Annotated in this window: 27 protein-coding genes; 21 read left to right on the top strand and 6 right to left on the bottom strand. The window is 50.3% G+C overall.

Annotation, left to right across the window (positions count from 1 at the left end; translation table 11 throughout):
• The 15 genes from H8D24_08070 to H8D24_08000 all read left to right on the top strand — a co-directional run.
• On the top strand, positions 1-218 hold a 218-nt coding region (locus tag H8D24_08070), incomplete at its 5' end, for a sulfite reductase, dissimilatory-type subunit alpha (GenBank protein MBC8520340.1).
• 63 nt (positions 219-281) lie between these two features.
• Entirely contained in the window at positions 282-1,355 is a 1,074-nt protein-coding gene (gene dsrB / locus H8D24_08065) for a dissimilatory-type sulfite reductase subunit beta (GenBank protein ID MBC8520339.1), read from the top strand.
• 58 nt (positions 1,356-1,413) lie between these two features.
• The gene (gene tusD, locus H8D24_08060; GenBank protein MBC8520338.1) at positions 1,414-1,806 is read left to right on the top strand and encodes a sulfurtransferase complex subunit TusD; all 393 of its coding nucleotides are present in this window, start codon (positions 1,414-1,416) and stop codon (positions 1,804-1,806) included.
• 14 nt (positions 1,807-1,820) lie between these two features.
• Positions 1,821-2,228 (top strand): sulfurtransferase complex subunit TusC, encoded by a 408-nt coding sequence (gene tusC, locus H8D24_08055; protein MBC8520337.1) that lies wholly within the window; start codon positions 1,821-1,823, stop codon positions 2,226-2,228.
• Between the two features lie 19 nt (positions 2,229-2,247).
• Positions 2,248-2,535 carry a sulfurtransferase complex subunit TusB gene (gene dsrH, locus H8D24_08050; protein ID MBC8520336.1) on the top strand — a complete coding sequence of 96 codons (288 nt, stop codon included), beginning with the start codon at positions 2,248-2,250 and terminating at the stop codon, positions 2,533-2,535.
• Between the two features lie 51 nt (positions 2,536-2,586).
• Positions 2,587-2,919: a TusE/DsrC/DsvC family sulfur relay protein gene (locus H8D24_08045; GenBank protein ID MBC8520335.1), complete on the top strand. Its 333-nt coding sequence runs from the start codon at positions 2,587-2,589 to the stop codon at positions 2,917-2,919.
• Between the two features lie 208 nt (positions 2,920-3,127).
• Positions 3,128-3,853 (top strand): respiratory nitrate reductase subunit gamma, encoded by a 726-nt coding sequence (locus H8D24_08040; protein MBC8520334.1) that lies wholly within the window; start codon positions 3,128-3,130, stop codon positions 3,851-3,853.
• Entirely contained in the window at positions 3,829-5,394 is a 1,566-nt protein-coding gene (locus H8D24_08035) for a (Fe-S)-binding protein (GenBank protein ID MBC8520333.1), read from the top strand. The genes H8D24_08040 and H8D24_08035 overlap by 25 nt, the downstream gene beginning before the upstream one ends.
• A 36-nt stretch (positions 5,395-5,430) precedes the next feature.
• Positions 5,431-7,410 carry an FAD-dependent oxidoreductase gene (locus tag H8D24_08030; GenBank protein ID MBC8520332.1) on the top strand — a complete coding sequence of 660 codons (1,980 nt, stop codon included), beginning with the start codon at positions 5,431-5,433 and terminating at the stop codon, positions 7,408-7,410.
• Positions 7,411-7,447: 37 nt separating this feature from the next.
• On the top strand, positions 7,448-7,873 hold the full coding sequence (locus H8D24_08025) for an Hdr-like menaquinol oxidoreductase cytochrome c subunit (GenBank protein MBC8520331.1): 426 nt from the start codon (positions 7,448-7,450) through the stop codon (positions 7,871-7,873).
• 35 nt (positions 7,874-7,908) lie between these two features.
• On the top strand, positions 7,909-8,658 hold the full coding sequence (locus H8D24_08020) for a 4Fe-4S dicluster domain-containing protein (GenBank protein ID MBC8520330.1): 750 nt from the start codon (positions 7,909-7,911) through the stop codon (positions 8,656-8,658).
• Between the two features lie 11 nt (positions 8,659-8,669).
• Positions 8,670-9,884 carry a polysulfide reductase NrfD gene (gene nrfD / locus H8D24_08015; protein ID MBC8520329.1) on the top strand — a complete coding sequence of 405 codons (1,215 nt, stop codon included), beginning with the start codon at positions 8,670-8,672 and terminating at the stop codon, positions 9,882-9,884.
• A gap of 18 nt (positions 9,885-9,902) precedes the next feature.
• A complete protein-coding gene (locus tag H8D24_08010; GenBank protein MBC8520328.1) occupies positions 9,903-11,285 on the top strand; it encodes a cobyrinate a,c-diamide synthase in 1,383 nt (460 codons plus the stop codon).
• The gene (locus tag H8D24_08005; GenBank protein MBC8520327.1) at positions 11,286-11,609 is read left to right on the top strand and encodes an iron-sulfur cluster assembly accessory protein; all 324 of its coding nucleotides are present in this window, start codon (positions 11,286-11,288) and stop codon (positions 11,607-11,609) included.
• A 2-nt stretch (positions 11,610-11,611) separates the two neighbouring features.
• Positions 11,612-12,178, top strand: a complete 567-nt coding sequence (locus tag H8D24_08000) for a hypothetical protein (protein MBC8520326.1) — start codon at positions 11,612-11,614, stop codon at positions 12,176-12,178.
• 33 nt (positions 12,179-12,211) lie between these two features.
• Here H8D24_08000 and H8D24_07995 read toward each other — a convergent pair whose 3' ends face one another.
• The 4 genes from H8D24_07995 to H8D24_07980 all read right to left on the bottom strand — a co-directional run bounded on the left by H8D24_07995 (position 12,212) and on the right by H8D24_07980 (position 13,984).
• On the bottom strand, positions 12,212-12,415 hold the full coding sequence (locus tag H8D24_07995; GenBank protein ID MBC8520325.1) for a hypothetical protein: 204 nt from the start codon (positions 12,413-12,415) through the stop codon (positions 12,212-12,214).
• Between the two features lie 33 nt (positions 12,416-12,448).
• Positions 12,449-12,628 carry a hypothetical protein gene (locus H8D24_07990; protein ID MBC8520324.1) on the bottom strand — a complete coding sequence of 60 codons (180 nt, stop codon included), beginning with the start codon at positions 12,626-12,628 and terminating at the stop codon, positions 12,449-12,451.
• A gap of 74 nt (positions 12,629-12,702) precedes the next feature.
• Positions 12,703-13,371: a Bax inhibitor-1/YccA family protein gene (locus H8D24_07985; GenBank protein ID MBC8520323.1), complete on the bottom strand. Its 669-nt coding sequence runs from the start codon at positions 13,369-13,371 to the stop codon at positions 12,703-12,705.
• Positions 13,372-13,498: 127 nt separating this feature from the next.
• Entirely contained in the window at positions 13,499-13,984 is a 486-nt protein-coding gene (locus tag H8D24_07980; protein ID MBC8520322.1) for a peptidylprolyl isomerase, read from the bottom strand.
• A 138-nt stretch (positions 13,985-14,122) separates the two neighbouring features.
• Here H8D24_07980 and H8D24_07975 point away from each other — a divergent pair, with 138 nt between their 5' ends.
• From H8D24_07975 to H8D24_07965, 3 genes are read left to right on the top strand one after another with little or no spacing between them, the layout of a single operon-like run.
• Complete coding sequence (locus tag H8D24_07975) at positions 14,123-14,434, top strand: hypothetical protein (GenBank protein MBC8520321.1); 312 nt, start codon at positions 14,123-14,125, stop codon at positions 14,432-14,434.
• 9 nt (positions 14,435-14,443) lie between these two features.
• Entirely contained in the window at positions 14,444-14,866 is a 423-nt protein-coding gene (locus H8D24_07970; protein MBC8520320.1) for a PqqD family peptide modification chaperone, read from the top strand.
• A gap of 35 nt (positions 14,867-14,901) precedes the next feature.
• Positions 14,902-15,411, top strand: a complete 510-nt coding sequence (locus H8D24_07965) for an HPP family protein (GenBank protein MBC8520319.1) — start codon at positions 14,902-14,904, stop codon at positions 15,409-15,411.
• Here H8D24_07965 and narL read toward each other — a convergent pair.
• Both narL and H8D24_07955 read right to left on the bottom strand, forming a co-directional pair.
• Positions 15,389-16,045, bottom strand: a complete 657-nt coding sequence (narL, locus tag H8D24_07960) for a two-component system response regulator NarL (GenBank protein ID MBC8520318.1) — start codon at positions 16,043-16,045, stop codon at positions 15,389-15,391. The two genes, H8D24_07965 and narL, sit on opposite strands and share 23 nt — an antisense overlap.
• Positions 16,027-17,964, bottom strand: a complete 1,938-nt coding sequence (locus H8D24_07955; protein MBC8520317.1) for a HAMP domain-containing protein — start codon at positions 17,962-17,964, stop codon at positions 16,027-16,029. Before H8D24_07955 ends, narL begins: the two co-directional genes overlap by 19 nt.
• A gap of 291 nt (positions 17,965-18,255) precedes the next feature.
• Between H8D24_07955 and H8D24_07950 the strand changes: the two genes are divergently transcribed.
• The 3 genes from H8D24_07950 to H8D24_07940 all read left to right on the top strand — a co-directional run bounded on the left by H8D24_07950 (position 18,256) and on the right by H8D24_07940 (position 25,255).
• Positions 18,256-19,698 carry a NarK/NasA family nitrate transporter gene (locus tag H8D24_07950; GenBank protein MBC8520316.1) on the top strand — a complete coding sequence of 481 codons (1,443 nt, stop codon included), beginning with the start codon at positions 18,256-18,258 and terminating at the stop codon, positions 19,696-19,698.
• Positions 19,699-19,776: 78 nt separating this feature from the next.
• Positions 19,777-21,384: an MFS transporter gene (locus H8D24_07945; GenBank protein ID MBC8520315.1), complete on the top strand. Its 1,608-nt coding sequence runs from the start codon at positions 19,777-19,779 to the stop codon at positions 21,382-21,384.
• A 127-nt stretch (positions 21,385-21,511) separates the two neighbouring features.
• Complete coding sequence (locus tag H8D24_07940) at positions 21,512-25,255, top strand: nitrate reductase subunit alpha (protein MBC8520314.1); 3,744 nt, start codon at positions 21,512-21,514, stop codon at positions 25,253-25,255.
• Positions 25,256-25,280 lie beyond the last annotated feature (25 nt).

Below are 25,280 nucleotides of genomic sequence, written 5' to 3'. Positions count from 1 at the left end.
AGATCAGTGGTGACCACGTTGACTTCTTTGCAGAGAATGCTCTGGAGCATGAGCGTTCAGGTGAGATGATCGAGCGTATCGGCATTACTGCCTACCTGGAAGGAATGGATTTGGAAGTTGATCCGAACATGATTGCTGTTCCACGAACCACACCTTACGTCCGTATGGATGACTGGGATGATGAGGTGGCCAAGTGGGAAGAGCGAAAGAGCGCCTAGGTTAAATAGTGCCCTTGTTTAAGAATTATTGAGTTAAAACAATAGAGTAATTGGAGAAAAATTATGGCAGAAGCACCCCGCATGCCGGAAGAGACTGGTGTACCAAGCGCAATACCGTTTATGCACCCCATCATGAAGGAGAACTACGGATCATGGAAGTTCCATGACCGCCCTCGTCCAGGTGTACTCCACCACGTGGCTAAATCTGGTGATGAGATCTGGAGTGTCCGTTGTGGTACCCAGCGTCAGATGGATCTATACACTATTCGTCTGTTGGCAGATATTGCTGATGAGTTTAGTGATGGATATCTTCGCTTTACTGTGCGAAACAATGTCGAATTCCTCTGTAAGGATGAGAGCCGTGTGGCCCCACTGATTGAGCGACTGAATGAAGAGGGCTTCCCCGTTGGTGGAACCGGACCATCTATCACCAGTATCTCTCATACTCAGGGCTGGATGCACTGTGATATTCCTGGAACAGACGCATCTGGTGCGGTTAAGTCCTTAATGGATGAGCTGCATGAGGAATTTATTCGTGAAGAGATGCCAAACCGTGTGAAGATTACCTCTTCATGCTGTCAGATTAACTGTGGTGGGCAGGGTGATATTGCAATCAATATCCAGCATACCAAGCCACCAAAGATCAACCATGACCTGGTTTCCGGTGTCTGTGAGCGCCCAACCGTTGTGGCTCGTTGCCCAGTTGCTGCGATTCGTCCAGCAATCGTCAACGGTAAGCCTTCACTTGAGGTTGATGAGAAGAAGTGTGTCTGCTGTGGCGCATGTTTTCCTCCATGTCCCCCAATGCTGATCAACGATCCTGAGCACTCCAAGTTGGCAATCTGGGTGGGCGGCAAGCACTCGAATGCACGTAGCAAGCCAATGTTCCATAAGCTGGTTGCTGCAGGCCTCCCTAATAATCCTCCACGCTGGCCTGAGGTTGGTGCAGTGGTCAAGAAGATCCTCGCGGTCTACAAGGAAGATGCAAGAGATTGGGAGCGTATGGGTGAGTGGGCCGAACGTATCGGCTGGCCAGCATTCTTCGAGAAGACTGAGCTTCCATTCACTAAATACCATATCGATACCTGGCGCGGTGCAACTGCCAGACTGAATGCCTCTACACATATCCACTTCTGATCTCGTTGTTAGCGAAATCTTGGGTCTATGGTTTTAAGATATTAAAAGGATTGTTTAGATGAAAATTTCAGTACAGGTAAATGAGGGGCCATATCAGCATCAGGCCTCTGACAGTGCCTACAATTTTGTAAAGGCGGCACTGGAGAAGGGGCATGAGATATTTCGTGTCTTCTTCTATCACGATGGTGTAAATAACGGGACTCGCCTGGCGACTCCACCACAGGATGATCGTAATGTTCAACAGCTCTGGAGTGATCTCTCCAAGGAGCATGAGCTTGATCTGGTGATCTGTGTTGCAGCGGCTCAGCGTCGCGGCATTGTGGATGATGGCGAGGCAGAGCGTAATGGCAAAGATGCGACCAACATCATGGATGGGTTTCGTATCTCTGGTCTGGGTCAGCTGATTGAGGCTGGGGTTCAGTCCGACCGTCTGGTTGTCTTTGGTGATTAATAGGAGAAGCACAAATGTCTGAGATTAAAAAGTTTCTCTATGTAAATCGTAGAGCCCCTTACGGAACTGTATATGCACTGGAGTCACTTGAGGTGGTTCTGATTGGCGCAGCCTTTGATCAGGATGTAAGTCTGGTATTCATGGATGATGGCGTTTTTCAGCTGAAGAAAGATCAAAATAGTGAAGCTTCAGGAATGAAGAACTTCTCGCCAACGTTCAACGCGCTGGGTGATTATGATGTCAACAAGATCTATGTCGAGAAAGAGTCGCTAGAGGCTCGTGGTCTGACCATGGATGATCTGATGGCACTTACCTATGAGGATGAGGATGATGATTGGGCTGAAAAATCATCAATGCATCTGGTCTCTGCCGATGAGATTCGTGATCTCATGGAAGAGAGCGAAGTGGTTCTGAGTTTCTAGGATAGAAGGGGATTAAATTATGCTACACATTGTAAACAAGTCACCTTTTGAAAAGGATTCATTCACCTCCTGTATGGCTCATGCGACTGACAGCAGTACGGTTCTGTTGATTGAGGATGGTGTCTATGCAGCTCTGAAAGGTAGTTCAGTTGAGGGAGATCTCTCCAAGGCCAAGGTCGTGGCTCTGCAGAGTGATGTTGCGGCTCGAGGAATCGAGGGCAATCTCGTAGAGGGAGTTGATCTGGTTGATTATGCCGATTTTGTTGATCTTGTCGCTAATGGCGATGGGGTTCAATCCTGGGTGTAAGAGAGTTAATTATTAAGTTTTATTTTTTACCTGTTTTTTAGGAGAAATGTTATGAGTATTGATGTAAACGGTCAGGCTGTAGAAGTTGATGAAGAGGGTTACCTCTCCGATATTAATGATTGGACAAGAGATGTGGCTGCAGTATTGGCTGCTGATGAGGATGTTGAGTTGACTGATGCACATTGGGAGGTAATTGACTTCCTGCGTGAGTATTACGACGAGTATCAGATTGCCCCTGCAGTACGTGTATTGACCAAGGCTCTTGGTAAAAAGCTTGGTAAGGAGAAGGGTAACAGCAAGTATCTGTATGAGTTGTTCCCATTCGGCCCTGCAAAGCAGGCTTGTAAGATTGGTGGGTTACCCAAGCCAACAGGCTGTATCTAAGTTCTCACTCAGCTTACCGACTGTAGCGCCCCATTGCGGCGTTTGAAAATGGTAATTTACACTTGTAAATTCACATTTTCTGCCTTGCACTGGAACCCTGCAGTCGGCAATCTGAGCAATAATTTATTCAGGAGTTAGTTGTACTGCAACCTCCTGATTTTGCACAGTAATTTACCTGTAGAGAAAATGTCGCGGAGGCGATAGGCGTATGTTAACTGAACTGTTTGCCATACTTTTTTATGTAGCCACGGCCATTCTGGTGATTGGCGTTGCTCTGAGAGTCGTTGCCTACTGGCGCACCCCGGCTCCGCTCAAAATTCCTACCATGCCTGCACCTAGAACACAGACAGGGATGGTCTACCGTATGGCCCGCGAGGTTGTACTGTTTGAAAGCCTGTTCAAGTCCAACAAGTGGATCTGGATATTTGGCTGGATGTTCCATATGGCACTGTTCCTGGTGCTTGCTCGTCATGTTCGTTATTTCCAGGAGTTTCCCTGGTTCTGGGTCAATATTGTTCAACCCTTTGGCAAGTATGCAGGATTTGCCATGATCGCCGGTCTTGCAGGACTCTGGGCACGTCGTTTTATTGTGGAGCGGATTCGTTACATCAGTACTCCATCCGACCACCTGATGCTACTACTGCTGCTTGGTATTGGTGTAAGCGGGATGATGACAACCATGGTATTCCATACCGATATTGTTGCCCTTAAAGAGTTTATGTTGGGGGTAATCTCGTTTGATCTATCCCATGAGCTGCCAGCAGACCCAATTTTGATTGTTCATCTTTCACTGGTTATTCTGTTGATGGTGATCTTCCCGATCAGTAAATTGATGCATGCCCCAGGCATTTTCTTTAGCCCAACCCGTAATCAAATCGATGATTCACGTGAGAAGCGACATATCGCTCCATGGGCAGCAGAGATGGAGAAATAATTGTGGCCAGAGTAAAGATTGATGCTCCAGAGCTGACAGAGTACGTAGAGATTCCTGTGCTGCAGGAGGGGGCTATGGCTCACTCCTCACCATTTGTGGCCAAGCCAGACCACCAGGAGGCGCTGAACTTCCCGGGCGAGCTGGTTGATGATTGGCATGACCGGGCAATTGCGAAGATGGCAGATCTGAACAAGACCTCTCGTAGCTTTAGCCTGTTCCTCGATATCTGTGTCCACTGTGGATCCTGTACCGACAAGTGTCACTACTTCCTCGGTACTGCAGACCCCAAAAACATGCCGGTTGCTCGTCAGGAGCTACTGCGTAGTGTCTACCGTCGTTACTTTACCTTTGCCGGCAAGTTCTTCCCCAACCTGGTGGGGGCGAAGGATCTGACCCGTGAAACTCTGGATGAGTGGCACAGCTACTATCATCAGTGTTCAGAGTGTCGTCGCTGCTCCGTTTTCTGTCCCTACGGTATTGATACTGCAGAGATCACCATGGCTGCACGAGATATTCTCGATGCTGTCGGTTATGGCCAGAAGTATGACAATGAGATTTTGGGCAAGGTGCTAAAGATTGGTAACAATCTGGGTCTGCCAGGCCCCGCTCTGAAGGCGACTCTGGAGGATCTCGAAGAGGATCTGGAGGATGAGACTGGTCTGCCAATTCGCATGCCACTTGATGAGAAGGGTGCAGACGTGCTGTTGATCACCCCATCGGCAGACTTTTTTGCAGAGCCCCATATTGATGGACTGCTGGGTTATGCCAAGGTATTCCACCAGGCTGGAATTAGCTGGACCATGAGCTCTTACGCCTCTGAAGGTGCCAACTTCGGTATGTTTATCGGCAACTATGCAACCATGAAGAGTGTTGCGGAGAGAATTCGTACCGCAGCTCTTGAGTTGGGTGTGAAGCGGGTAATTGTTGGTGAGTGTGGCCACGCATGGCGTGTTGCCTACAGCTTCTGGAATACCCTTGCTGGTACCGGACACGGTGCTGCGGCAGATGACAAATATGCGCAGATGCTGCAGAAGCAGCTTGATCCGCGCTATCCCGCCCCCCAGCACATCATAGAATTTACCTACGATTTGATGCAACGTGGCGCCTTGAAGATTGATAAATCGGCAAATGACCACCGTACCGTTACCTTCCATGACTCCTGTAACGTGGCACGTGGATCTGGTATGGGCGGTATTGAGCGTGGCCAGTTTATTCTGCCTCGTGAGGTTATCAAGGGTGTGGTCAACAATTACGTCGAGATGGATAGCTCTACCATGTATGAGGAGACCCTCTGTTGTGGTGGTGGCGGCGGTCTGCTGACAGACGATCTGATGGAGCTCCGTGTCAAGGGGGCAATGCCTCGCATGAATGCTCTCCATAAGGTGTTTGAGGAGGAGGGGGTAGATACCCTTGCAGCAATATGTGCAATTTGTAAGAGCCAGTTCACCAAGGTGCTGCCTTATTACAAGATGCCAATGGATATGATTATAAGTGTTCACCAACTGGTTGGTGATGCACTGGTGTTTGAGAACAACGATTAAAGCAATGATTAATTTAAAAGATAGGAGCATCTGATAATGGCAACGCCAAGTGATGAGATGAACAAAGAGCTGAATTTCCGTCGTTACGAGGACTATCCTCGTGAAGAGTTTGGACGTTTTTACGATAACGATGAGATGATCTGGCAGGCTAGCTGGACCCACAAGTGTCCCACCTACGTTCACCAGACTCCACCCTGTCAGGCTAGTTGCCCATCAGGTCATGATGTTCGTGGCTGGCTCGATATCGTCCGTGGCCTCGATACCCCACCAGAGGGTGTGACCATGGAAGAGCATGCATTTCGTCTCTACACCGAGGCCAACCCCTTCCCTTCAACCATGGGTCGAGTCTGTCCTGCACCCTGTCAGGATGGCTGTAACCGTAATGAGGTTGAGGATTTTGTAGGGATTAACTCGATTGACCAGTTTATCGGTGACAGCGCCCTGGAGAGTGATCTCGGGTTTGAGTCTGGCGAGGATAGCGGCAAGAAGGTTGCAATCATCGGTGGCGGTCCAGCAGGATTGGCGGCAGCCTACCAGCTGCGCAAGATTGGTCACGGTGCAACCATCTTTGATGACCATGACACCCTGGGTGGAATGATGGTCTACGGTATTCCTGGATATCGTACCCCACGTGAGATGCTGGCCGGTGAGGTCAAACGTATTACTGATATGGGTGTTGAGCTCCGCCTCAATACCCGTGTTGGAACTGATATCTCTGTAGAGGATATTGAGAAAGAATTTGATGCTGTTTTCTGGGCAATTGGCGCCCAGTCTGGCCGTCCACTACCTATTGATGGTGCCGAGGCTCCCAACTGTATTACCGGTGTTGCCTTCCTTAGTGCCTTCAACTCTGGTCGACTGAAACATGTATCTGGCAAGGTGGTTGTGGTTGGTGGTGGTGATACCTCCATCGATGTCGCCTCTGTTGCCCGCCGTATTGGCCATATTGATACGCCTCATGACAATGATCGCCCAGAACATATCATTATGGGTGATACTGCACATGATGTTGCAGATACTGCGGCCCGTGAGGGTGCTGAGGTTCTGTTGATCTCGCGTCAGCCAATCGAAAACATGAGTGCAGCACAGCACGAGATTGATGATGCCCTGCGTGAGGGTGTAGAGATCCGTGGCTCACTGAGCCCTGTCGAGGTTGTCCTCGATGCAGATGGCCGTGCTACCGGTCTCAAGGTGGTGCAGCTCAGTTACGAGTCCGGCAAGGCCGAGCCTATCGAGGGTACAGAGGAGATTCTTGAGTGTTCACTAATCGCCTCAGCAATCGGGCAGACTGGTGATTTCACCGGTTATGAGGATCTTGACAATGGTCGTGGTCTGATTGATGCCACCAAAAACTATGCAGTAAAGGGCAAGCCAGGACACTTTGTTGCTGGCGATATCATCCGTCCACATCTACTCACTACAGCAATTGGCCAGGCGTCAGTTGCGGTTGAGTCAATTAATGAGTACCTGAAGGGTGAAGAGTTGTCAGTCCGACCAAAGGTTGACGTACATCACTTCCAGTTGGGGGATCAGCTACAGCGTGCAGGTCTTGAGCCAGAGAACTTTGCGCCAGAGGGTGATGGCAGGGAGAAGGAGGATGGACTCAGAGGTACCGATAGCAGCAAGTTTGCGATCCATAACTATGAGGACCGCTCTTTTGCCTCGGTAATTACCCATGAGAAGCTCTTCCTGGGCCATTTCGAGAATAGTCCGCGCAACCACCGCAGTTTCAAGGAGGTTGATGCTGAGGTAGTTCTGCAGAACTTCGAGGAGCGCATGGTCGGCCTGGACAAGGATACTGCGGTTGCAGAGGCAAAGCGCTGCATGAGCTGTGGTATGTGCTTTGAGTGTGATAACTGCGTTATCTTCTGTCCCCAGCAGGCAGTATTCAAGGTGCGCAAGAATGAGAGCGCCATGGGTCGTTACGTAGATACGGACTACTCTAAATGTGTTGGCTGCAACATCTGTGAGGACGTATGTCCAACCGGTTATATCCAGATGGGGCTCGGTGAGTAGATACCACAACCAGAGGTTGAATGTGATGTTGTCACAAATGTTAAAACAGATTTCAAGACAGCGTGTCACAGTGGTGGCACTGGTTCTGAGTTCATTGATGGGTTATGCCTCGATCGCTCAGAGTGGCGGCGATCATGATGGAGCCAGATCATCTATCAGCTCCAACGCGGGTGACGCCTGTGTGCGCGAGACCGCATGGATGCGACGCAACCACATGGAGCTGTTGCAGCACGATCGTGATCGTACCCTGCAACTTGGGATCCGCCCGGTTGAGGGTAGCATCAAGGGGTGTGTTGAGTGCCATACTCAGCAGGATGACCATGGAAACAGCATTGCAATTAATGCGGAGGATCAGTTCTGCAGTAGTTGTCACGCCTTTACCTCGGTGAGCATAGACTGTTTCGAGTGTCATGCAACCAAACCAGACCAGCCCAGAATCGCTGTTGGGAGTTCTGCAAAATGAGTCAAGATCAGACAACAGACAACAGAACAGAAGAGATGGATTCTCAGTTAGAGAGTCGGCAGCGTCGTCGCTTTATGGTCCAGGCTGCGGGTGCAACCGCACTAATCGCACCAGGAATTACCCTGATGACTATTGCCCAGGCAGATCAGGATCAGCCAGAGGGCGCAAGCAGCAGCAAGCGTTGGGGCATGTTGGTTGATACCAACAAATGTACAGACGGATGCAGCGACTGTGTCTCCGCCTGTCAGCAGGAGAATGGCTGGGGCGAGGGCTCAACTGATGAGTCTCAATCCAACCCACAACAGAAGGCGCAGTGGATCCGTACCGTAACCATCCGCGACAAACAGACTGGACATACCGATCAGCTGCCGATGATGTGTCAGCACTGCGAGAATCCAGCCTGTGTAGATGTCTGCCCAACTGGTGCCTCGATGAAGCGAGCTGATGGCATTGTGTTGGTTGACAAACATATCTGTATCGGTTGCCGCTACTGCATGATGGCCTGCCCATACAAGGCACGTTCCTTTGTCCATGAGCCACTGCATGACCAGAAGAGCAACTCACCCCGCGGCAAGGGAACAGTTGAGGCATGTACCATGTGTGTACATAGAGTGGACCGTGGTGATCAGCCAGCCTGTGTTGAAAAGTGCAGCAGTGGAGCAATGATGTTTGGTGATCTGAATGATCCCAATAGCGATATTTCCAAGAAACTGGCAGAGGTTGACTCTACCCAGATTCGTGCCGATCTTGGGTTGAACCCAGGTATCCGTTACAGCGGGATTTAAGGAAAACAGAGATGAAAAGAGTCGTCTACAGCGGAATAGAGGGTCGTAGCCTTGGCTACTGGGGATTGATGGGAGCACTGGGATTTTTCATCCTGATGGCTGCCGGGGCATTCCTCTATATGGAGCACAGTGGCCACCACGTAACCGGGATGAACAACCAGGTTGTCTGGGGAATGCCGCACGTATTTGCGATTTTCCTGATTGTTGCCGCTTCTGGTGCCCTTAACGTAGCCTCGATTTCATCAGTTTTCAACCAGAAGATCTACAAACCGATGGCCAGAATGTCGGCAATGTTGGCATTGACCCTGCTGGCGGGCGGGTTGGTGGTTCTACTGCTCGATCTTGGGCGTGCAGACCGTATGATCACCGCAATAACCTCATACAACTTCAAATCAATATTTGCCTGGAACATAATCCTCTACACAGGGTTCTTCGTGATTGTGCTCACCTATCTCTGGACCATGTTTGATCCAAAGATGCATCAGCATACCCGCAAGGCTGGTACTGCAGCCTTTATCTGGCGACTTGTGTTGACCACAGGTACCGGATCGATCTTCGGCTTCCTCTCAGCCAGACAGGGCTACGATGCGGCGATCATGGCGCCCATGTTTATTATCATGTCATTTGCATTCGGCAAGGCGATCTTCATGATCCTGCTGATCGGGATCTATCGCTATACCGACCGCTCCATCAGTGCCGATCTGATTGAGCGCCTCAACAATCTGTTTGGGGTCTTTGTGGCTGCGGTTCTCTACTTTACTGTGGTCTTCCATCTGACCAACCTCTATGCTGCAGAGCATGCCGGTTTTGAGCGCTTTATCCTGATGGATGGTGGTATCTACACCTTCCTCTTCTGGGTTGTTCAGGTTCTGCTGGGCGGGGTTGTTCCACTAATCCTGATCTACCACCCCTCATTTCGTTATGACATTCGCTCACTCATTACCGCATCCTCGCTGGTGATTGTGGGTGGATTTGCCCATATCTACGGCATTGTAGTCGGTGGTCAGGCCTTCCCTCTGGTGCTCTTCCCGGGCAAAGAGGTTAGCAGCAGCTTCAATGAGGGGGTGGTAAATAGCTACACCCCATCACTTCCAGAGATTCTGTTGGGGCTTGGTGGAGTTGCTGTTGCGATCGCGCTCTTCCTGTTTGCAATCAAGATGTTGCGCCTGGTGCCAGACAATCTTGATGCCGAGCACACAGAGAATATCACTGAGGTTCCAGCCTAAGCGTGGAACAGTCTGCCATTGAAGCAGCTCTACATCTCTGCAGCCCATAAATCTTCAGGGAAAACAACCGTAACTCTAGGCCTCTGTGCAGCATATGCTGCACGGGGCCTCTCTGTATCCCCATTCAAGAAGGGCCCTGACTATATTGATCCAATGTGGCTCTCGATGGCATCAGGCCTACCGTGCCATACCCTGGATTTCTATACCATGGAGCGTGAAGAGATACTCGCGCTCTACCATGCAGAACAGGCAGGTTCAGACCTCTCTATTGTAGAGGGCAACAAGGGGCTATTTGATGGCCTTTCGGTTGATGGTAGTGATAGTAATGGAGCGATGGCAAAACTGCTGGATCTACCAGTTGTGTTAGTAATAAACACCAATGGAATCACCAGAGGTATTGCCCCGTTACTGCTGGGGTATCAGAATTTTGACCCGGAGATCAATTTTGTAGGGGTAATCCTTAATCAGACTGGAGGTTCACGCCATGAGAAAAAATTGCAACAGGTGGTTGAACACTATACTGATATGGCTGTTCTGGGCACCATACCGCGTCATCCAGACCTGGAGATCGTAGAGCGTCACCTTGGACTGGTTCCAAGCAATGAGGCCCATGAGGCTCGCAACAAGATTGAGACCATTCGCAGAGTTGTCGAGGAGCAGGTAGATCTTGATCGTCTGCTGGAGCTTGTTCCTGACTCTCAGGAACAGGATGATCATTCTGTTTCAGAGGTGATAGGTGATAGCTCTGTTCAGAGTGTGGTGACACCACCACTGCGGGTTGGGATTGCCAGAGATGAGGCGTTTGGTTTTTACTACTCGGCAGATCTGGATGCGTTTCGTCAACAGGGGGTAGAGTTGGTTCCGTTCAGTCCACTTCATGACAGTGATCTGCCGGATGTAGACGGCCTCTTTATTGGGGGAGGTTTTCCCGAGACCCACATGGCTCAACTGGAGCAGAACCGCTCTATGCGTAGACAGATTTATGATGCCATTGAGAATGGAGTACCAACCTATGCGGAGTGTGGCGGCCTGATGTATCTGTCACGTCAGATAAGCTGGGGTGATGATTGCCGTGAGATGGTGGGGATAGTTGACGGCGACAGTGTGATGCACAAGAGACCCCAGGGGCGTGGGTACGCCCGCTTCCAGCGTAGTGGAGAGTCATCTGATACCCCAGCACATGAGTTTCACTACTCATCACTTGAGAATCTTGCAGAGGATACGGAGTTTGCCTACTCGATTCATCGTGGCTTTGGGGTTGATGGCAGGCACGATGGAATTGTCTACAAAAACCTTCTGGCAAGTTATGTCCACCAGAGAAACAGCAGACAAAATCCATGGGTTAAAGAGTTTGTCGACCGTGTCAGAGAGATAAAAAACGAGACTAAACAGGAAAAATAGATGATTACAGTTACAGAAAATGCACTCGGTTTTATTAACCACTCCATAGAGACAGGTGGTATTGAAAATGAGCTGGGGCTCAGGGTTGCCATCAAAGAGTCGTCAGATGGTGGGTATGATTATGGTATCGGATTTGACGAAAAACGTGAGAGTGATCTTGAATTCAAGTTCGGAGAGGTAACGGTGTTCATCAATGAAGAGCTGCGAGAATATCTGGAAGACGCTACCCTGGATTATGTGGAGATGGATGGCGGGGAGATGAGCCTGATTGTGCTCAATCCAAATGACCCTACCTACACCTCTCCATCGAAAAAGAGAAACTAAATATGGCGTTCATGCGGATTGCCCATAAATGGCACAAGGATGACAAGCATGAAATAAGTGAGCTGGCTGGTTCACTATCCTATAACTGCTGGAAGTTCTCCCTGAAGATGGTTAGAAACCTGCAGGATGAGAAGTTCTATTTCACCTCCAAATCCCAGGGTCTGGAGGTGATGACCGAAATGTTGATTTTTCTGATCCAGATTACAGACCGACTGGTTTATGACTCTATGGAGCCTGATATACGGGGACAGTTCATCGGTGCAATGGCCTATCGGTTGCTAGATATTGTTGAGGATAACTATGCCGACCTGCCAGAGCAGGGGCCTGACCGTACCGATCTGGTAGGGTTGATAAACGAGAGGGCAGCTGACTATGCAGAATTCAGTTTTGGTGACGATGGGCCAAGCTACCACTTTATTCGTTACTTTGGAGAGAGAGTAGGTGCCATTATGGGTGACGACCAGGACAACCGCTGGGTGATTGATCAGATCATGGAGATTGAGGTCCCGGACGCCATTGAGGCACTGAAAAAATCAATCGAGGGAATTGTCGGTGTTGAATTGAATTAAGGGAACACAATACTTAAGTCCCCGTCATAACTCCTAACTGCTCTTCAGCGGAATAACCCAACTACAGAAGTGTCTGACATCACGCTCCAGACCATCCTCAAAGCCTGATGAGTACTCCTGCGTAATCTCGTGCTCCTCACGCCTGGGGTTGCGTAGATAGCCTGCCATCCACCCCTCCATATACTCAGAATTAACATTCATCTCAATCATTCTGCAGACGGCATCGTAGTAGCTGATCTCACTCATGGTCGTCCTATTATCCTGAAAATATCAAACCAGGGCAATCAGGACCAGAACAAAAAGGACTACTGCCAGTAGAAGCAGAATTGCACTCTGCCACTCGCCTGCCTCAGCCTTGGGGCTGTTTGTCATCATGTGTCTGGCTCTTGGAAAGATGTAGATAATCATCATCAGCAGAAGCAGGGCTGAGCCAATTTTCATCCAGTCCATATGGTCACCTCACTGTTCTAAAAAGAAAAAAGCCCCGACAGTGCGGGGCTTTTGCATTGTTGGGTAAATTAATATCAGTCGTCTCTCATCGCACCAAGAATGTGGAGCAGATGGACAAACAGATTGAATATATTCAGATAAAGACCAACGGTCATCATAATGTAGTTGGCATTTGGATCGTGAATCATGCGGCTGGTGTCATAGAGAATGAAACCGCTCATCAGCATGATAATCACCCCGGATATCGCCAGTGAGAGTGCAGGAATATTAAAGAAGATGTTTGCCAGCATAACCACTAGCGCCATCATCAGACCTGCAATCAGGAATCCACCCATAAAGCTGAAATCCTTCTGGGTGGTCAGGGCGTAGCCAGAGAGCCCAAGAAAGATAATTCCGGTTCCACCAAATGCAGTTGCAATCAGCTCGCCACCATTTGGCATACTCAGATAATGGGTTAACATTGGGCCCAGACCAAAACCAAGAAGACCGGTAATTGCAAACACAACCCCAAGACCGCTGGCAGAGTTGGCTGTACGAGGAAGAACCAGCCATATCAGCCCTAAAGCTCCCAGTGAGGATACAAGACTTACCCCCGGTGATGTCTGCATGACTACAGAGAGAGCAGCCATCAGGGCACTAAAGATCAGGGTTGTAGAGAGTAGGGTGTAGGTACTCTTGATAACCTTGTTGGTAGCAAGAGTTGACTCCTGGCTACGTGATATAGATTGTTCCATTGGGTTCATGATTTTCCTCAAATTTTAAGTAGTCAATATTGAGATATTAGAACATAAAAGTGGTCAATGGTTCCGTAAAATTGGTCACCATGTGGTGGGCACCTGGGCAGGCTCCTGGAATCCTCAGCAATGGACTCTATTGGCTAAACAGCTCCTGATCAGTCTGGATCTCACCACTTTCCAGTTCAGCATCCACCGCCTCACGAACCTCTACAATCACCAGATTAACATTGATGTCGGCTCCAGCCAGTGGGTGATTTCCATCAATGGTAACCTCGCTATCACTGACGGCAGTGATAGTAACAGGGATATCATGTCCGTTCTTCTGGGTGAAGAACTGCATGCCAACATGGATTTCGCGCTCTGTGTTGAACTGACTGATAGGGACCACCTGGATTTTTGATTTATCCCGCTCCCCATAGCTATCAGCAGGGTCAAGAGCAAAGGTGATACTCTCTCCTGCCTGACGCCCTTCAACCTGCTTCTCAATGGCGGGCAGCACCGTTGCGTGGCCCTGAATAAAGGAGAGGGGTTCACTATGATCGGTACTATCGATCACCTCTCCCTTGTCGTCGACCATCTTGTATTCGATGGTAACGACTCGATCTTTACATATTTTCATCGTGCAAACTGTACTCGTGAGAAGAAGAATCAGCGGATATTACAGGTAATTTTTCACAAATTACAGTAGAGAATAGTTGACTGATCTGCTGGTGACATGCAGACTGCCAAGCTTGTTTTAACAAAAGGATTTCTGGTTATGCTGTGGAACTTCATGATGCATGCCCTGATGGGGTGGTTGGGGGCATATTTTTTCCTGCCAACGGCGGAGAGGATTGGGATTGCCATTCTGGTCGTCTGTGTGACCCAGGCTGCTGATCAGGTTCGGATACGAAAAGAGAAGTTTGCTGAAATAGAGGCCCTCCCCGAGAAGGATCGTGAGCAGGCCGGTAGAGAGCTGGAACAGAACATCACCCGGTTGATGAGTAAAATATTTGTTCAGAATGTTGCGCTTTATACGGCTGTACTATTATTGACTGCGCATGCGGCAAGGTTAAACGGCTGGTTATAGGAGTAGATCGTGGGTGGTGAAGAGATAGAGAGCAGCGACGAATTGGATCAGAGCCACTACTTCTGTCGCAATAATGCCTATACCAGGCTGACTGGGGGGGATGGTGAGGTTGCGCTGGTGGACAAGCGTGATCCAAAGCAAACCGTCAGCCTGGAGCCCTGGTTAGCCACCGTCTTTATGCTGGCCGATGGGCAGCATACCGTGGGCGAATTGATCGGCCACCTTCGGGGGCAGTATATGGAGCAGCCACCGGCAGAGTTGGAGCGTACCATTCTCTCTGTGGTGGAGCGTTTGGTGGATTCAGGGACGGTCAGGCTGAATGAGGCACCCATTGAGCCTGCCTACCACCTTGCCAGACCCATTGAGGAGCTGGATCCGGAAGAGGCGAAGCGTTTTCTGCAAGAGGATGGTTACTACCAGTTACCGCATTAAACTGAGACGCTTGGGGGAGGGGATAAAACGAGATGATGTGTGGAATGAACAATAGGGAGGCAACCTTCTCGGTGATTGGCGCCTTTATTGCGACCCTGTTGGCCTCTTTTATGAGTTACACCATTCTGGAGGAGGACCATGTGCCAATGATTCTCGCCTCTACCGGGGCCTCCGCAATGCTGATCTTTGCCCTGCCCCACAGCCCGGTTTCACAGCCATGGAATCTGGTTGGAGGACACATCACCTCTGCATTTGTCGGGATCAGCTGTCTGCTTCTGATTGATAGCCCCCTGCTCGCTTCATCTGTCGCCATTGCTGTAGCGATGGTGTTGATGCACGTCCTGCGGTGTATGCACCCGCCCGGTGGGGCCACAGCAGTGACTGCCGCGATCGGGAGCCAACAGATTGAGAATCTGGGTTATGCCTTTATGGTGGTTCCAGTCTTTTTGAATGCGATCATTCTGCTCTCTATTGCGATGGCTGTTGGGGTGTTACGTGAGAAGAATCCCTTCTATCAAGATACTACTCATCATCCAGATTTTTAATTGCCCATATAGCGGCTTCAACACGGGTTTTTAGCTGTAACTTTCTCAGGATATGTTTCATGTGGACCTTGACGGTACCGTCAGAGATATCTAATTGACGCGCAACAACCTTGTTGCTCATGCCATCCATAACCAGCCGTAGAATCTCAGCTTCACGGTTGGTCAGGTTTGCCTCTGCAGAGGAGTGGGGCGATAGATGATCATCACGAATTGACTTTGCCAATAGTGTGGTCAACTGTTCACTAATGACGGTCTGCCCGTCAGCAGCCTGCTCAATTTTTTCCAGGATATCTTCCGGCTCCATATCTTTCAGCAGGTAACCATCCGCACCACTGCGTAACGCATCAAGGACGTTGGACTCATGGTTTGAGACTGTCAGCATGATGACTTTTGAGGGGAGGTTATCCTGCTTGAGAAGTTTCAATGTCTCAATTCCGTTCATCCCTTTCATGTCGATATCAAGTAGGATCAGATCGGGTTTTGTCTCAGCGGCAAGCCGGATACCTTCATTTCCATTTGCAGCCTCCCCAACCACGGAGAATCGGGGGTTCATGGAGAGCAGATTCCTGACCCCTTTGCGAAACAGGGGGTGGTCATCAATAATGATGAGGGTGATTAGGTTTGGTTGATCCACGCGGTGATGTCTCCAGTTGGTTCATGGTGTTCTACGGGGGTAAAATTGATCTCAACAGTGGTGCCACTCCCATTGCGTCTGCTGATCTTATAGACCCCATTCAATGCGGTTGTACGCTCTTGCATGATGGAGAGGCCAAAGTGCCCTTGGCGGATCAGATTTTCGTCCACACCAATGCCATCATCCTGAATGGTTAGAGTGATCGCCTTGGTGGGTGTGCAGCGCAGTTCGACCCAGACATTGGAGGCCTCTGCATGCTTGTGTACATTATTCAGGGCCTCACGAAGGATATAGACCAGATGGATGGCCTCATGGGGGTTGACCCTGCAATCACCCAGACGGATATCCAGCATGATCTTCACGTCTTCCCGTTGCCTGAAATCCTCAATTGACTGTTTGATGGTATTGCCCAGTTCATCGGTCCCGATGGAGAGTCTGAAGGTGGTGAGCAGTTCACGGAGTTGACGGTAGGCATTATTAAGTTCGGTACGAATATCTGTCGCAATGGTCTGGGCCACTTCACTGTTCTCGATCTCCGAGAGGTGTTTTTGGATGCGACTAACCTCAATTTTCAGGTAGGAGAGTGATTGTGCTAAGGAGTCATGTAACTCACGGGCAATACTGCTCCGTTCATGGTTAAGAATGTTCTCCTTCTCTTTGATGGTGCCACGAGCAATGGTGATTGCGGCCCCAATCTGCTCTGAGATCATCTGGATGGTGGAGGTTTGCCACTCATCCAGCTGCTTTCCATCGGGTTTCAGCATCAACAGGCCGTAAGAACGAGAGCGGTTACGGTCTTTGATGGGGGTCACAAATTCACTGCCACTGTTTTCGGTTGATGAGAAGCACCCTTTGCAACCTGCACTACAGTGGTGATCCCGCAGATTGGAGGCGAGGACATGCCCCCTCATGGCGCTGGCATCGGAGAGGCAGATCAGCCCGGACTTGATGTTGAGAAGTTGGTCTATTTTCTCAAGAATTCTCTCGTAGCTTCTGGAGCTTGTGGGGTTCTGGGCAAGAATGCTGGAGGTGTTGTAGAGCAGCTCCATGGTGTTCTTTTTCTGTTTCAGATCCTCCGTCTTCTCATGGATCTCCCTCTCTTGATCAATGTAGGTTTTAGAGAGCTCGGTAGACATCGCATTGAAGGTGTTTACCAGTCGAGTGAGTTCATTGTTTCCACTCACCGATGCCTGGTAGCTGAAATCACCCTCTCGGATCTTTTGTGTTGCCGTCATCAGAGTTTGCAGAGGGGTGAGAATCCTGGAGTAGAGAAAAATCATGATCATCAGAACAATGGCAATGGCAATAAACAGGCTGCTCGACTCGATGAGGTGAAGCGTCTTGATCTTCTCCTCCATCTCCAGCTCCAGCTCTTTTACCATGCTGTCAATCTTACGGACAAAATAGCTGACAAGACCCATATAGCGCTGCCGGATCAGGTTTCGTGAGGTCTTTGTCAATGCATCCCACTGGGCGTCACCCTCTCTTCCCGGAAAGTAGGAGGGGTCCTCCATTTTTTCATAAACAAACAGTATGGGTTTGATCTGATACTGCCATACCCGAACAACCTCCTGGTAGGTCTGGTTGATTTGGCTGTTCGGATCCTTTGGGACGGATGACCGGATACTGGGATGGTGAAGCCGTGAATCAAAGTTGTGGACATGGCTGGAGAAGAGGTCCCCGGGAGCGGATGGGCTCGGTTCGGTGGTGGTGCCGGCATTCTTGTAGACCAGGTCAGTTGCAATCTGGAATGATTTCATCCGAAGAGAGCCCGCCTGGTTGATTGCACTCGCCATTCCGGTGATTGATTCAGAGATAAAAATTGAGCTGAGCATGCTGATGAATGTCAGCAGTACGATTCCCCCTAGCGCAAGACCAAAACGAAGAATAAGGGACTGCTCTTTTGGTTGAGTTGACATATGTCTGTTATTTGTTGTGTGGGGAGCAATAGAGCTTCAGGAAAAGGGGATACCACCTAATGTGTTCTTGAGCGGTTAGGCTGGCTACTATCGTATAACATCTACTATGAATATCAATATATACAGGTAGATAGTTATTTACCACTCTATACCACCTTGGTGGTATTTAGAGAGAATAGTAGGCTCTACCCCTCCCTACAGGCTATTGCATAGATAGCACTGCATCGATAGATTGCACACTCCATAGCAGGTTCAGCACTATTTTCTGCAGTAGCTAAGAGAGGAATCGAGATGCCAAGTTTTAGAGCCCAGCAGCTTTCAGTACTCACCATGAACACCTTTGCCTTTACCGCGTGTTTTGCGGTATGGGTGATGTTCTCCATCATCGGAATTCCGATCAAGGAGCTGTTGACGCTCAGTGAGACCCAGTTTGGAATCCTGATCGCAACCCCGATCCTGACTGGATCGATCACCCGACTGCCGGTGGGCATGTTGACAGACAAATTTGGTGGACGGATTGTCTACTTTCTGTTGATGCTGGCTACGATTTTGCCACTCTGGTTTATCAGTGAGGCGACCGAATACTGGCAGTTTATTGTATTGGGGCTGTTTGTGGGTATCGCAGGCGCCTCGTTCTCGGTGGGTATCGCCTACACCGCACGCTGGTTTACCAAGGAGAAGCAGGGCTTTGCCATGGGTATCTTTGGTGCCGGTAACGCAGGTGCTGCACTGACCAAGTTTGTTGCCCCCTCACTGGTGGTGGCCTATGGCTGGGAGATGGTACCCAAGGTCTATGCTGTCGCCATGTTTGTCGTTGTTGTGCTCTACTGGATGTTCACCTATGAGGATCCTGAGCATAAGGTAGGGAGCCATATCACGATTGCCGATCAGCTGAAGATGTTGGGCGACCCCAAGATCTGGAAGTACATGCAGTACTACTCGTTGGTGTTTGGTGGGTTTGTGGGGCTCTCTCTGTGGATGACCAAGTACTACATTGCAGAGTATGGCTTTGATCTGACCACTGCAGCGCTCCTTGCGGCAGTCTTTGTGTTGCCATCCGGGGTTATTCGCGCGCTGGGCGGCTGGTTCTCGGATAAATATGGTGCCTACAAGGTGACCTGGTGGGTAATGTGGATCTCCTGGGTCTGCCTCTTCCTGATGTCCTATCCACAGACAGAGATGGTGATCAAGACCACTACCGGTAGTGTGGTTGTGGGTGTCGGTCTCAATGTCTGGGTATTCACCAGTCTACTGTTTGTTGTCGGTATCGCCTGGGGATTTGGAAAGGCCTCGGTCTTCAAGTTCCTCTCCGATGAGTATCCAGACAATATCGGTGTCGCCTCAGGCATTGTTGGACTGGCGGGGGGCATGGGGGGCTTTCTGCTACCGATCATGTTCGGTGCGTTGATCGACTTTACCGGTATCAACAGTGTGGTCTTTATGCTGCTCTATGGTGCCACCTCGGTCTCACTGGTCTGGATGCACTATACCTTCGCAAAAGATAAGCAGCGACAGGATGCTTTATTAGCAAGGGATCATGTGATGCGTGAGTATGAGCAGTCCCATGAGGATCTGGAGTCCTATGCCACTGCCAGGGCAGCAGTAGAGCAGTCCGAGATTATCGAGCAGTTCTATAACAGCTATACCTCTGCGCGTGAGAAGGCCAGGCAGGAGGCAGAGCGGTTGAAGCGACAGCGAATGGAGGGGACACTTCCGAGTGAGTCTCTGGAGTAGCCCATTCAGATTGTGTAGTTAGTTATTCAAATTTAATTTTTAGCGTTTTACTATTTTATTAACGATAAGGAGACAGTAATGTCGGATATCACCAAGTGGGACCCGGAAAACGAACAGTTCTGGGAGTCGGAGGGAAAAAGGATCGCAAACAGAAATCTCTGGATCTCGATCCCCAGTCTGTTAAATGGCTTTGCGGTATGGCTCTACTGGGGCATCATCACCGTGCAGATGCTCAACTTGGGGTTCCCCTTTGCAAAACCGGAGCTCTTCACCCTGATGGCCATTGCCGGTCTGACCGGTGCAACACTGCGAATCCCCAGCAGCTTTTTTATACGTATTGCGGGTGGTCGAAATACCATCTTCTTTAGTACCGCACTATTGATGATACCGGCCATTGGTGCAGGTCTTGCGCTGCAGGATAAGGAGACTCCACTCTGGGTATTCCAGATTCTGGCATTCCTCTCTGGCTTTGGTGGGGGTAACTTCGCCTCCTCAATGTCAAATATCAGCTTCTTCTTTCCCAAGAAGCAGCAGGGGTTGGCGCTGGGGCTGAATGCAGGGCTGGGAAATGCAGGGGTAACCACTATGCAGATTCTGGTTCCTCTGGTGATGACCTTCGGAATCTTTGGTGGTGATCCAATGACGTTGGTGACCTCCTCTGGAACCCTGATTGGCAAGATTCCGGCAGGCTCTGACACCTACATCCATAATGCCGGGTTTATCTGGCTGGTTTTCCTGATTCCACTGGCCTTTGCCGGCTGGTTCGGGATGAATAACCTCAAGGTGGACCATGTCACCCCGCATCTGCCCTCTCCGATTGGTGCCTTCTCAATGATTACCATGATGCTGGGCATTGGATTTATGACAGCAGCGGCTGGACTCTATGTCATTCTTCCTGATCCAACAGGAATCGGTGCACCAGGGTGGGCGAAATGGCCGGTTATTGCAGGTATCCTGTTTATGACGGTCCAGATTCTGAAACTGCTCCCGGGGGATATCAAGCCCAATCTGAAACGCCAGTTCAAGATTTTCGAGAACAAGCACACATGGGTGATGAGCATCATCTACACCATGACTTTCGGAAGCTTTATTGGTTACTCTGCCGGTTTTGCTTTGGCGATCAAGGTGGTCTTCGGTTTCACCCATGTCATGGGTGCCGATGGCGCCATGATGCATGATGTGGCCAATCCAAATGGCCCCTCAGCACTGATGTATGCCTGGATGGGCCCCTTTATTGGCGCGCTGATTCGCCCCATTGGCGGCTGGATGGCAGATAAGATGGGTGGAGCCAAGGTGACACAATATGTCTCCTTGACCATGATTGGTAGTGCATTGGGTGTTGCCTATTTCCTCGCAGCGGCCTACCAGTCTGCAACCCCTGAGGAGTTCTTCTTCCCATTCTTTATCCTCTTCCTGATTCTGTTTGCAGCAACAGGAATTGGTAATGGTTCTACCTTCCGTACTATTGCAATGGTGTTTGATAAAGAGCAGGCAGGCCCTGTACTGGGGTGGACCTCAGCAGTGGCGGCCTATGGCGCCTTCATTATCCCTAAGGTGTTTGGTGAGCAGATCAAGGCAGCGACACCTGAGAATGCACTCTATGGATTTGCCATCTTCTATACGGTCTGTCTGGTATTGAACTGGTGGTACTACCTCGGTCCGAAGAGAGAGTTTGATAACCCGTAAAGGAAAAAATTCAGGGCAACCCACGCATACTTCTGCGCAGATTAACCAAACCCAACATAGATCTGCAGATGGGTTGTCCTGTTCTAAATCAATCTAGCTCCAACTAATTTTTAAAGGAGAGTTTTGTATGAGTCATTTTCTTGATCGTCTGAGATATTTTGGCAAAGTCAAGGATACCTTCTCAAAAGGGCACGGCATTACCACAACGGATGATCGTCAGTGGGAGGATACCTATCGTAATCGCTGGCGTCATGACAAGGTGGTTCGATCTACCCATGGTGTGAACTGTACCGGTGGTTGTTCCTGGCAGATTTTTGTCAAGAATGGTCTGGTTGCTTATGAGATGCAGCAGACCAACTATCCCCGTACCCGTGATGATCTGCCCAACCATGAGCCCAGAGGGTGTCAGCGTGGCGCCTCGTTCTCCTGGTATCTCTATAGCCCGCATCGGATCAAGTATCCATTGGTGAGAGGACGACTGGTCGACCTCTACCGCAGAGAGCGTGCAAGCGGTAAGGATCCTGTGGACTCATGGGCAGCGATTCAGAATGACCCTGCAAAGCGTGAAAGCTATGTCGGCGTTCGTGGACTGGGCGGATTTGTTCGCGCAGAGTGGGATGAGATGGTTGAGATGATAGCAGCGGCCAATATCCACACCATCAAGAAGTGGGGACCGGACCGGATCTACGGATTCTCCCCAATCCCGGCGATGTCGATGATCTCTTATGCGGCTGGCTCCAGGTACCTCTCCCTAATAGGTGCTGGAGTTGGCTCTTTTTATGACTGGTACTGTGATCTGCCCCCTGCCTCACCGCAGGTCTGGGGTGAACAGACCGATGTACCGGAGTCCGCAGACTGGTATAACTCAAAATACATTATTGTCTGTGGTGCCAACCTGCCGATGACCCGTACCCCGGATGCCCACTTTGCGGTGGAGTCCCGTTACAACGGTACCAAGATTGTGTCGATGGCGCCGGACTATGCAGAGTATGTGAAGTTTGCCGACCTCTGGATGCCGGTCAAGCAGGGTACAGACTCTGCTGCATTCCTGGCGATGGGCCATGTGGCACTGAAAGAGTTCCATATCAATCAGCAGGATCCATACTTTACAGAGTATGCACGTAGCTTTACCGACTTCCCGATGCAGGTCATTCTGGAGAAGCAGGGCGACAGGCTGGTTACCGGACGTTTCCTACGCGCCTCTGACTTTGACAACAACATGGGCGAGTCCAACAACCCGGAGTGGAAGACCATTGTTTTTGACAAGAAGAGCAACGCCTTTGTTGCGCCGAACGGTTCTGTAGGATTCCGTTGGGGTGAAGAGGGTAAGTGGAACATTCTTGAACAGGCCCACGGCAGAGAGACCGAGGCTGAGTTGAGCTGTATCGATAGCAAGGATGATGTGGTTGAGGTTACCTTCCCACACTTTACTCCGGAAGATGGCGACAGCCTGGTTCGCAATATCCCGGCACGCAAGCTGAAATTGGCCTCGGGTGAAGAGGTCTATGTCACCTCCGTGTTTGATCTGCAGGTTGCTCAGTACGGTATTGATCGTGGTCTGGGTGATAACCTGGCAAAAGATTACTCTGATGAGTCTGTACCTTATACTCCTGCATGGGCGGCCAAGGTAACTGGCGTGCCTGCTGCGGATCTGGAGCGTACCGGTCGTGAGTTTGCCGACAACGCCTCGAAGACCCGTGGTAAATCGATGGTGATTCTGGGTGCAGCAATCAACCACTGGTACCACAACGATATGAACTATCGCGGGATCATGAACCTGCTCCACATCTGTGGTTGCGTGGGTCAGTCTGGTGGTGGTTGGGCACACTATGTGGGTCAGGAGAAACTCCGTCCACAGGCGGGTTGGGCACCGATTGCCTTTGGTCTGGATTGGCACCGCCCACCGCGCCATACCGCCTCGACCACCTACTGGTATTTCCATACCGATCAATGGCGTTATGAGCGGGTTGAGGCCGATGGATTGTTAGCTTCTACCGCAAAGGGTCGTTATAAGGGTTACCAGCTGGGTGACTACAATGTGGTCGCACAGCGTCTTGGATGGACCCCATCCATGCCGCACTTTGACAAGAATCCGATTGAGATCGTCAAGGAGGCAGAGGCAGCCGGCGCAACCGATGAGGCGGGTGTATCCAGCTATCTGGCTGAGAAGCTGAAGGCGGGTGAGATCAACTTCGCCTACGAGGATATCGATGCGGAAGAGAATCATCCACGTAACCTGTTTGTATGGCGTTCCAACCTGATTGGTTGCTCCTCCAAGGGGCATGAGTACTTCCTCAAGCACCTGCTCGGCGCACAGAATGGTGTCATGAGTGAGGGTACTGAGGGTGCTGCCTGTCAGGAGATCAAGTGGAGAGAGAAGTCTCCAACCGGAAAACTGGATCTGATGGTGGATATCAACTTCCGCCTCAACTCTACTGGTGCCTACTCCGACATGGTTCTGCCAACAGCGACCTGGTATGAGAAGGCGGATCTGAACACCACAGATATGCACCCCTTCATCCACCCACTGGGTAAGGCGGTGGATCCTGCATGGGAGTCTAAATCAGACTGGCAGATCTTTAAAACCATTGCCAAGAAGTTCTCTGAACTGGCGGAGACCCATCTCGGTACCCAGAAGGATGTGGTCGCACTGCCAATGCAACACGATACCCCAATGGCCCTGGCGCAACCGTTTGGTGAGGTCAAGGACTGGAAGAAGGGTGATTGTGATCTGATTCCGGGCAAGACCGCACCGATCTTCAAGGTGGTGGAGCGTGACTATCCCAACACCTATGCCAAGTACATTGCGCTTGGACCCCTGATGAACAAGTTGGGTAATACCATCAAGGGGATAGACTGGAATACCGATAAGGAGCTGGAAGAGCTCGCCTCTCTCAATGGTGTAATCAAAGAGGAGGGGATCAGTAAGGGGATGCCTTCACTCTCCGAGGATGTTCATGTCTGTGATGCAGTGATGCGGATGGCACCAGAGACCAATGGTGAGGTGGCGCATAAATCGTGGAGTGCCCAGTCTAAGAAGACCGGTGTGGACCATAGCCATCTCTACAGAGGGCGTCAGGATGAGAAGATCACCTATCATGACATTGTGGCTCAGCCACGCAAGATTATTACCGCGCCCACCTGGTCTGGTATTGAGTCGGAAGAGGTCAGCTACAATGCCTGTTACACCAACCTGCATGAGCATATCCCTCTACGTACGCTGACTGGGCGTGCCCAGTTCTATCAGGATCATGAGTGGATGCTCGACTTTGGTGAGGGGTTCTGTGCCTTCAAACCGGCAGTGGATCTGCAGGCGCACAAGAATGTGCCTGAAGCGGTCAAGGGTAAACCTCATCTGGTGCTGAACTGGATTACGCCACACTCCAAGTGGGGCATTCACTCCACCTATCAGGATAACCTGAGAATGTTGACCCTGTTCCGCGGCGGCCCTTACTTCTGGGTCTCTGAGGAGGATGCACGGTCGATTGGGCTCAAGGATAACGATTGGGTTGAGGCGGTGAATGACAACGGTGCAACCGTTGCTCGTGTTGTGGTCTCACAACGTGTTCCTAATGGAATGGCCATCATGTATCACGCTCAGGAGAAGAACGTTAACGTTCCTGGTTCCAATACCACAGGAAAACGTGGCGGAATTCTCAATAGTGTGACCCGTACGGTACCCAAACCCACCCATATGATTGGTGGTTATGCACAGCTATCTTATGCATTCAACTACTACGGTACGGTGGGTTCGAATCGTGATGAACATGTCATTGTCCATAAGATCGAGGATCAGGATGTGGATTGGTTAGAGCGTCCGTTGACGCCAGAGCGGGAGGCGAAGAAAAACCCTCCAGGCATCAATAACTAATCGCGTCAGTATCGTCAGCACAATA

Source organism: Candidatus Thiopontia autotrophica, from assembly GCA_014384675.1.
In the GTDB taxonomy this organism is placed as follows: Bacteria; Pseudomonadota; Gammaproteobacteria.
This window is presented reverse-complemented; position numbering and strand designations above follow the sequence as displayed.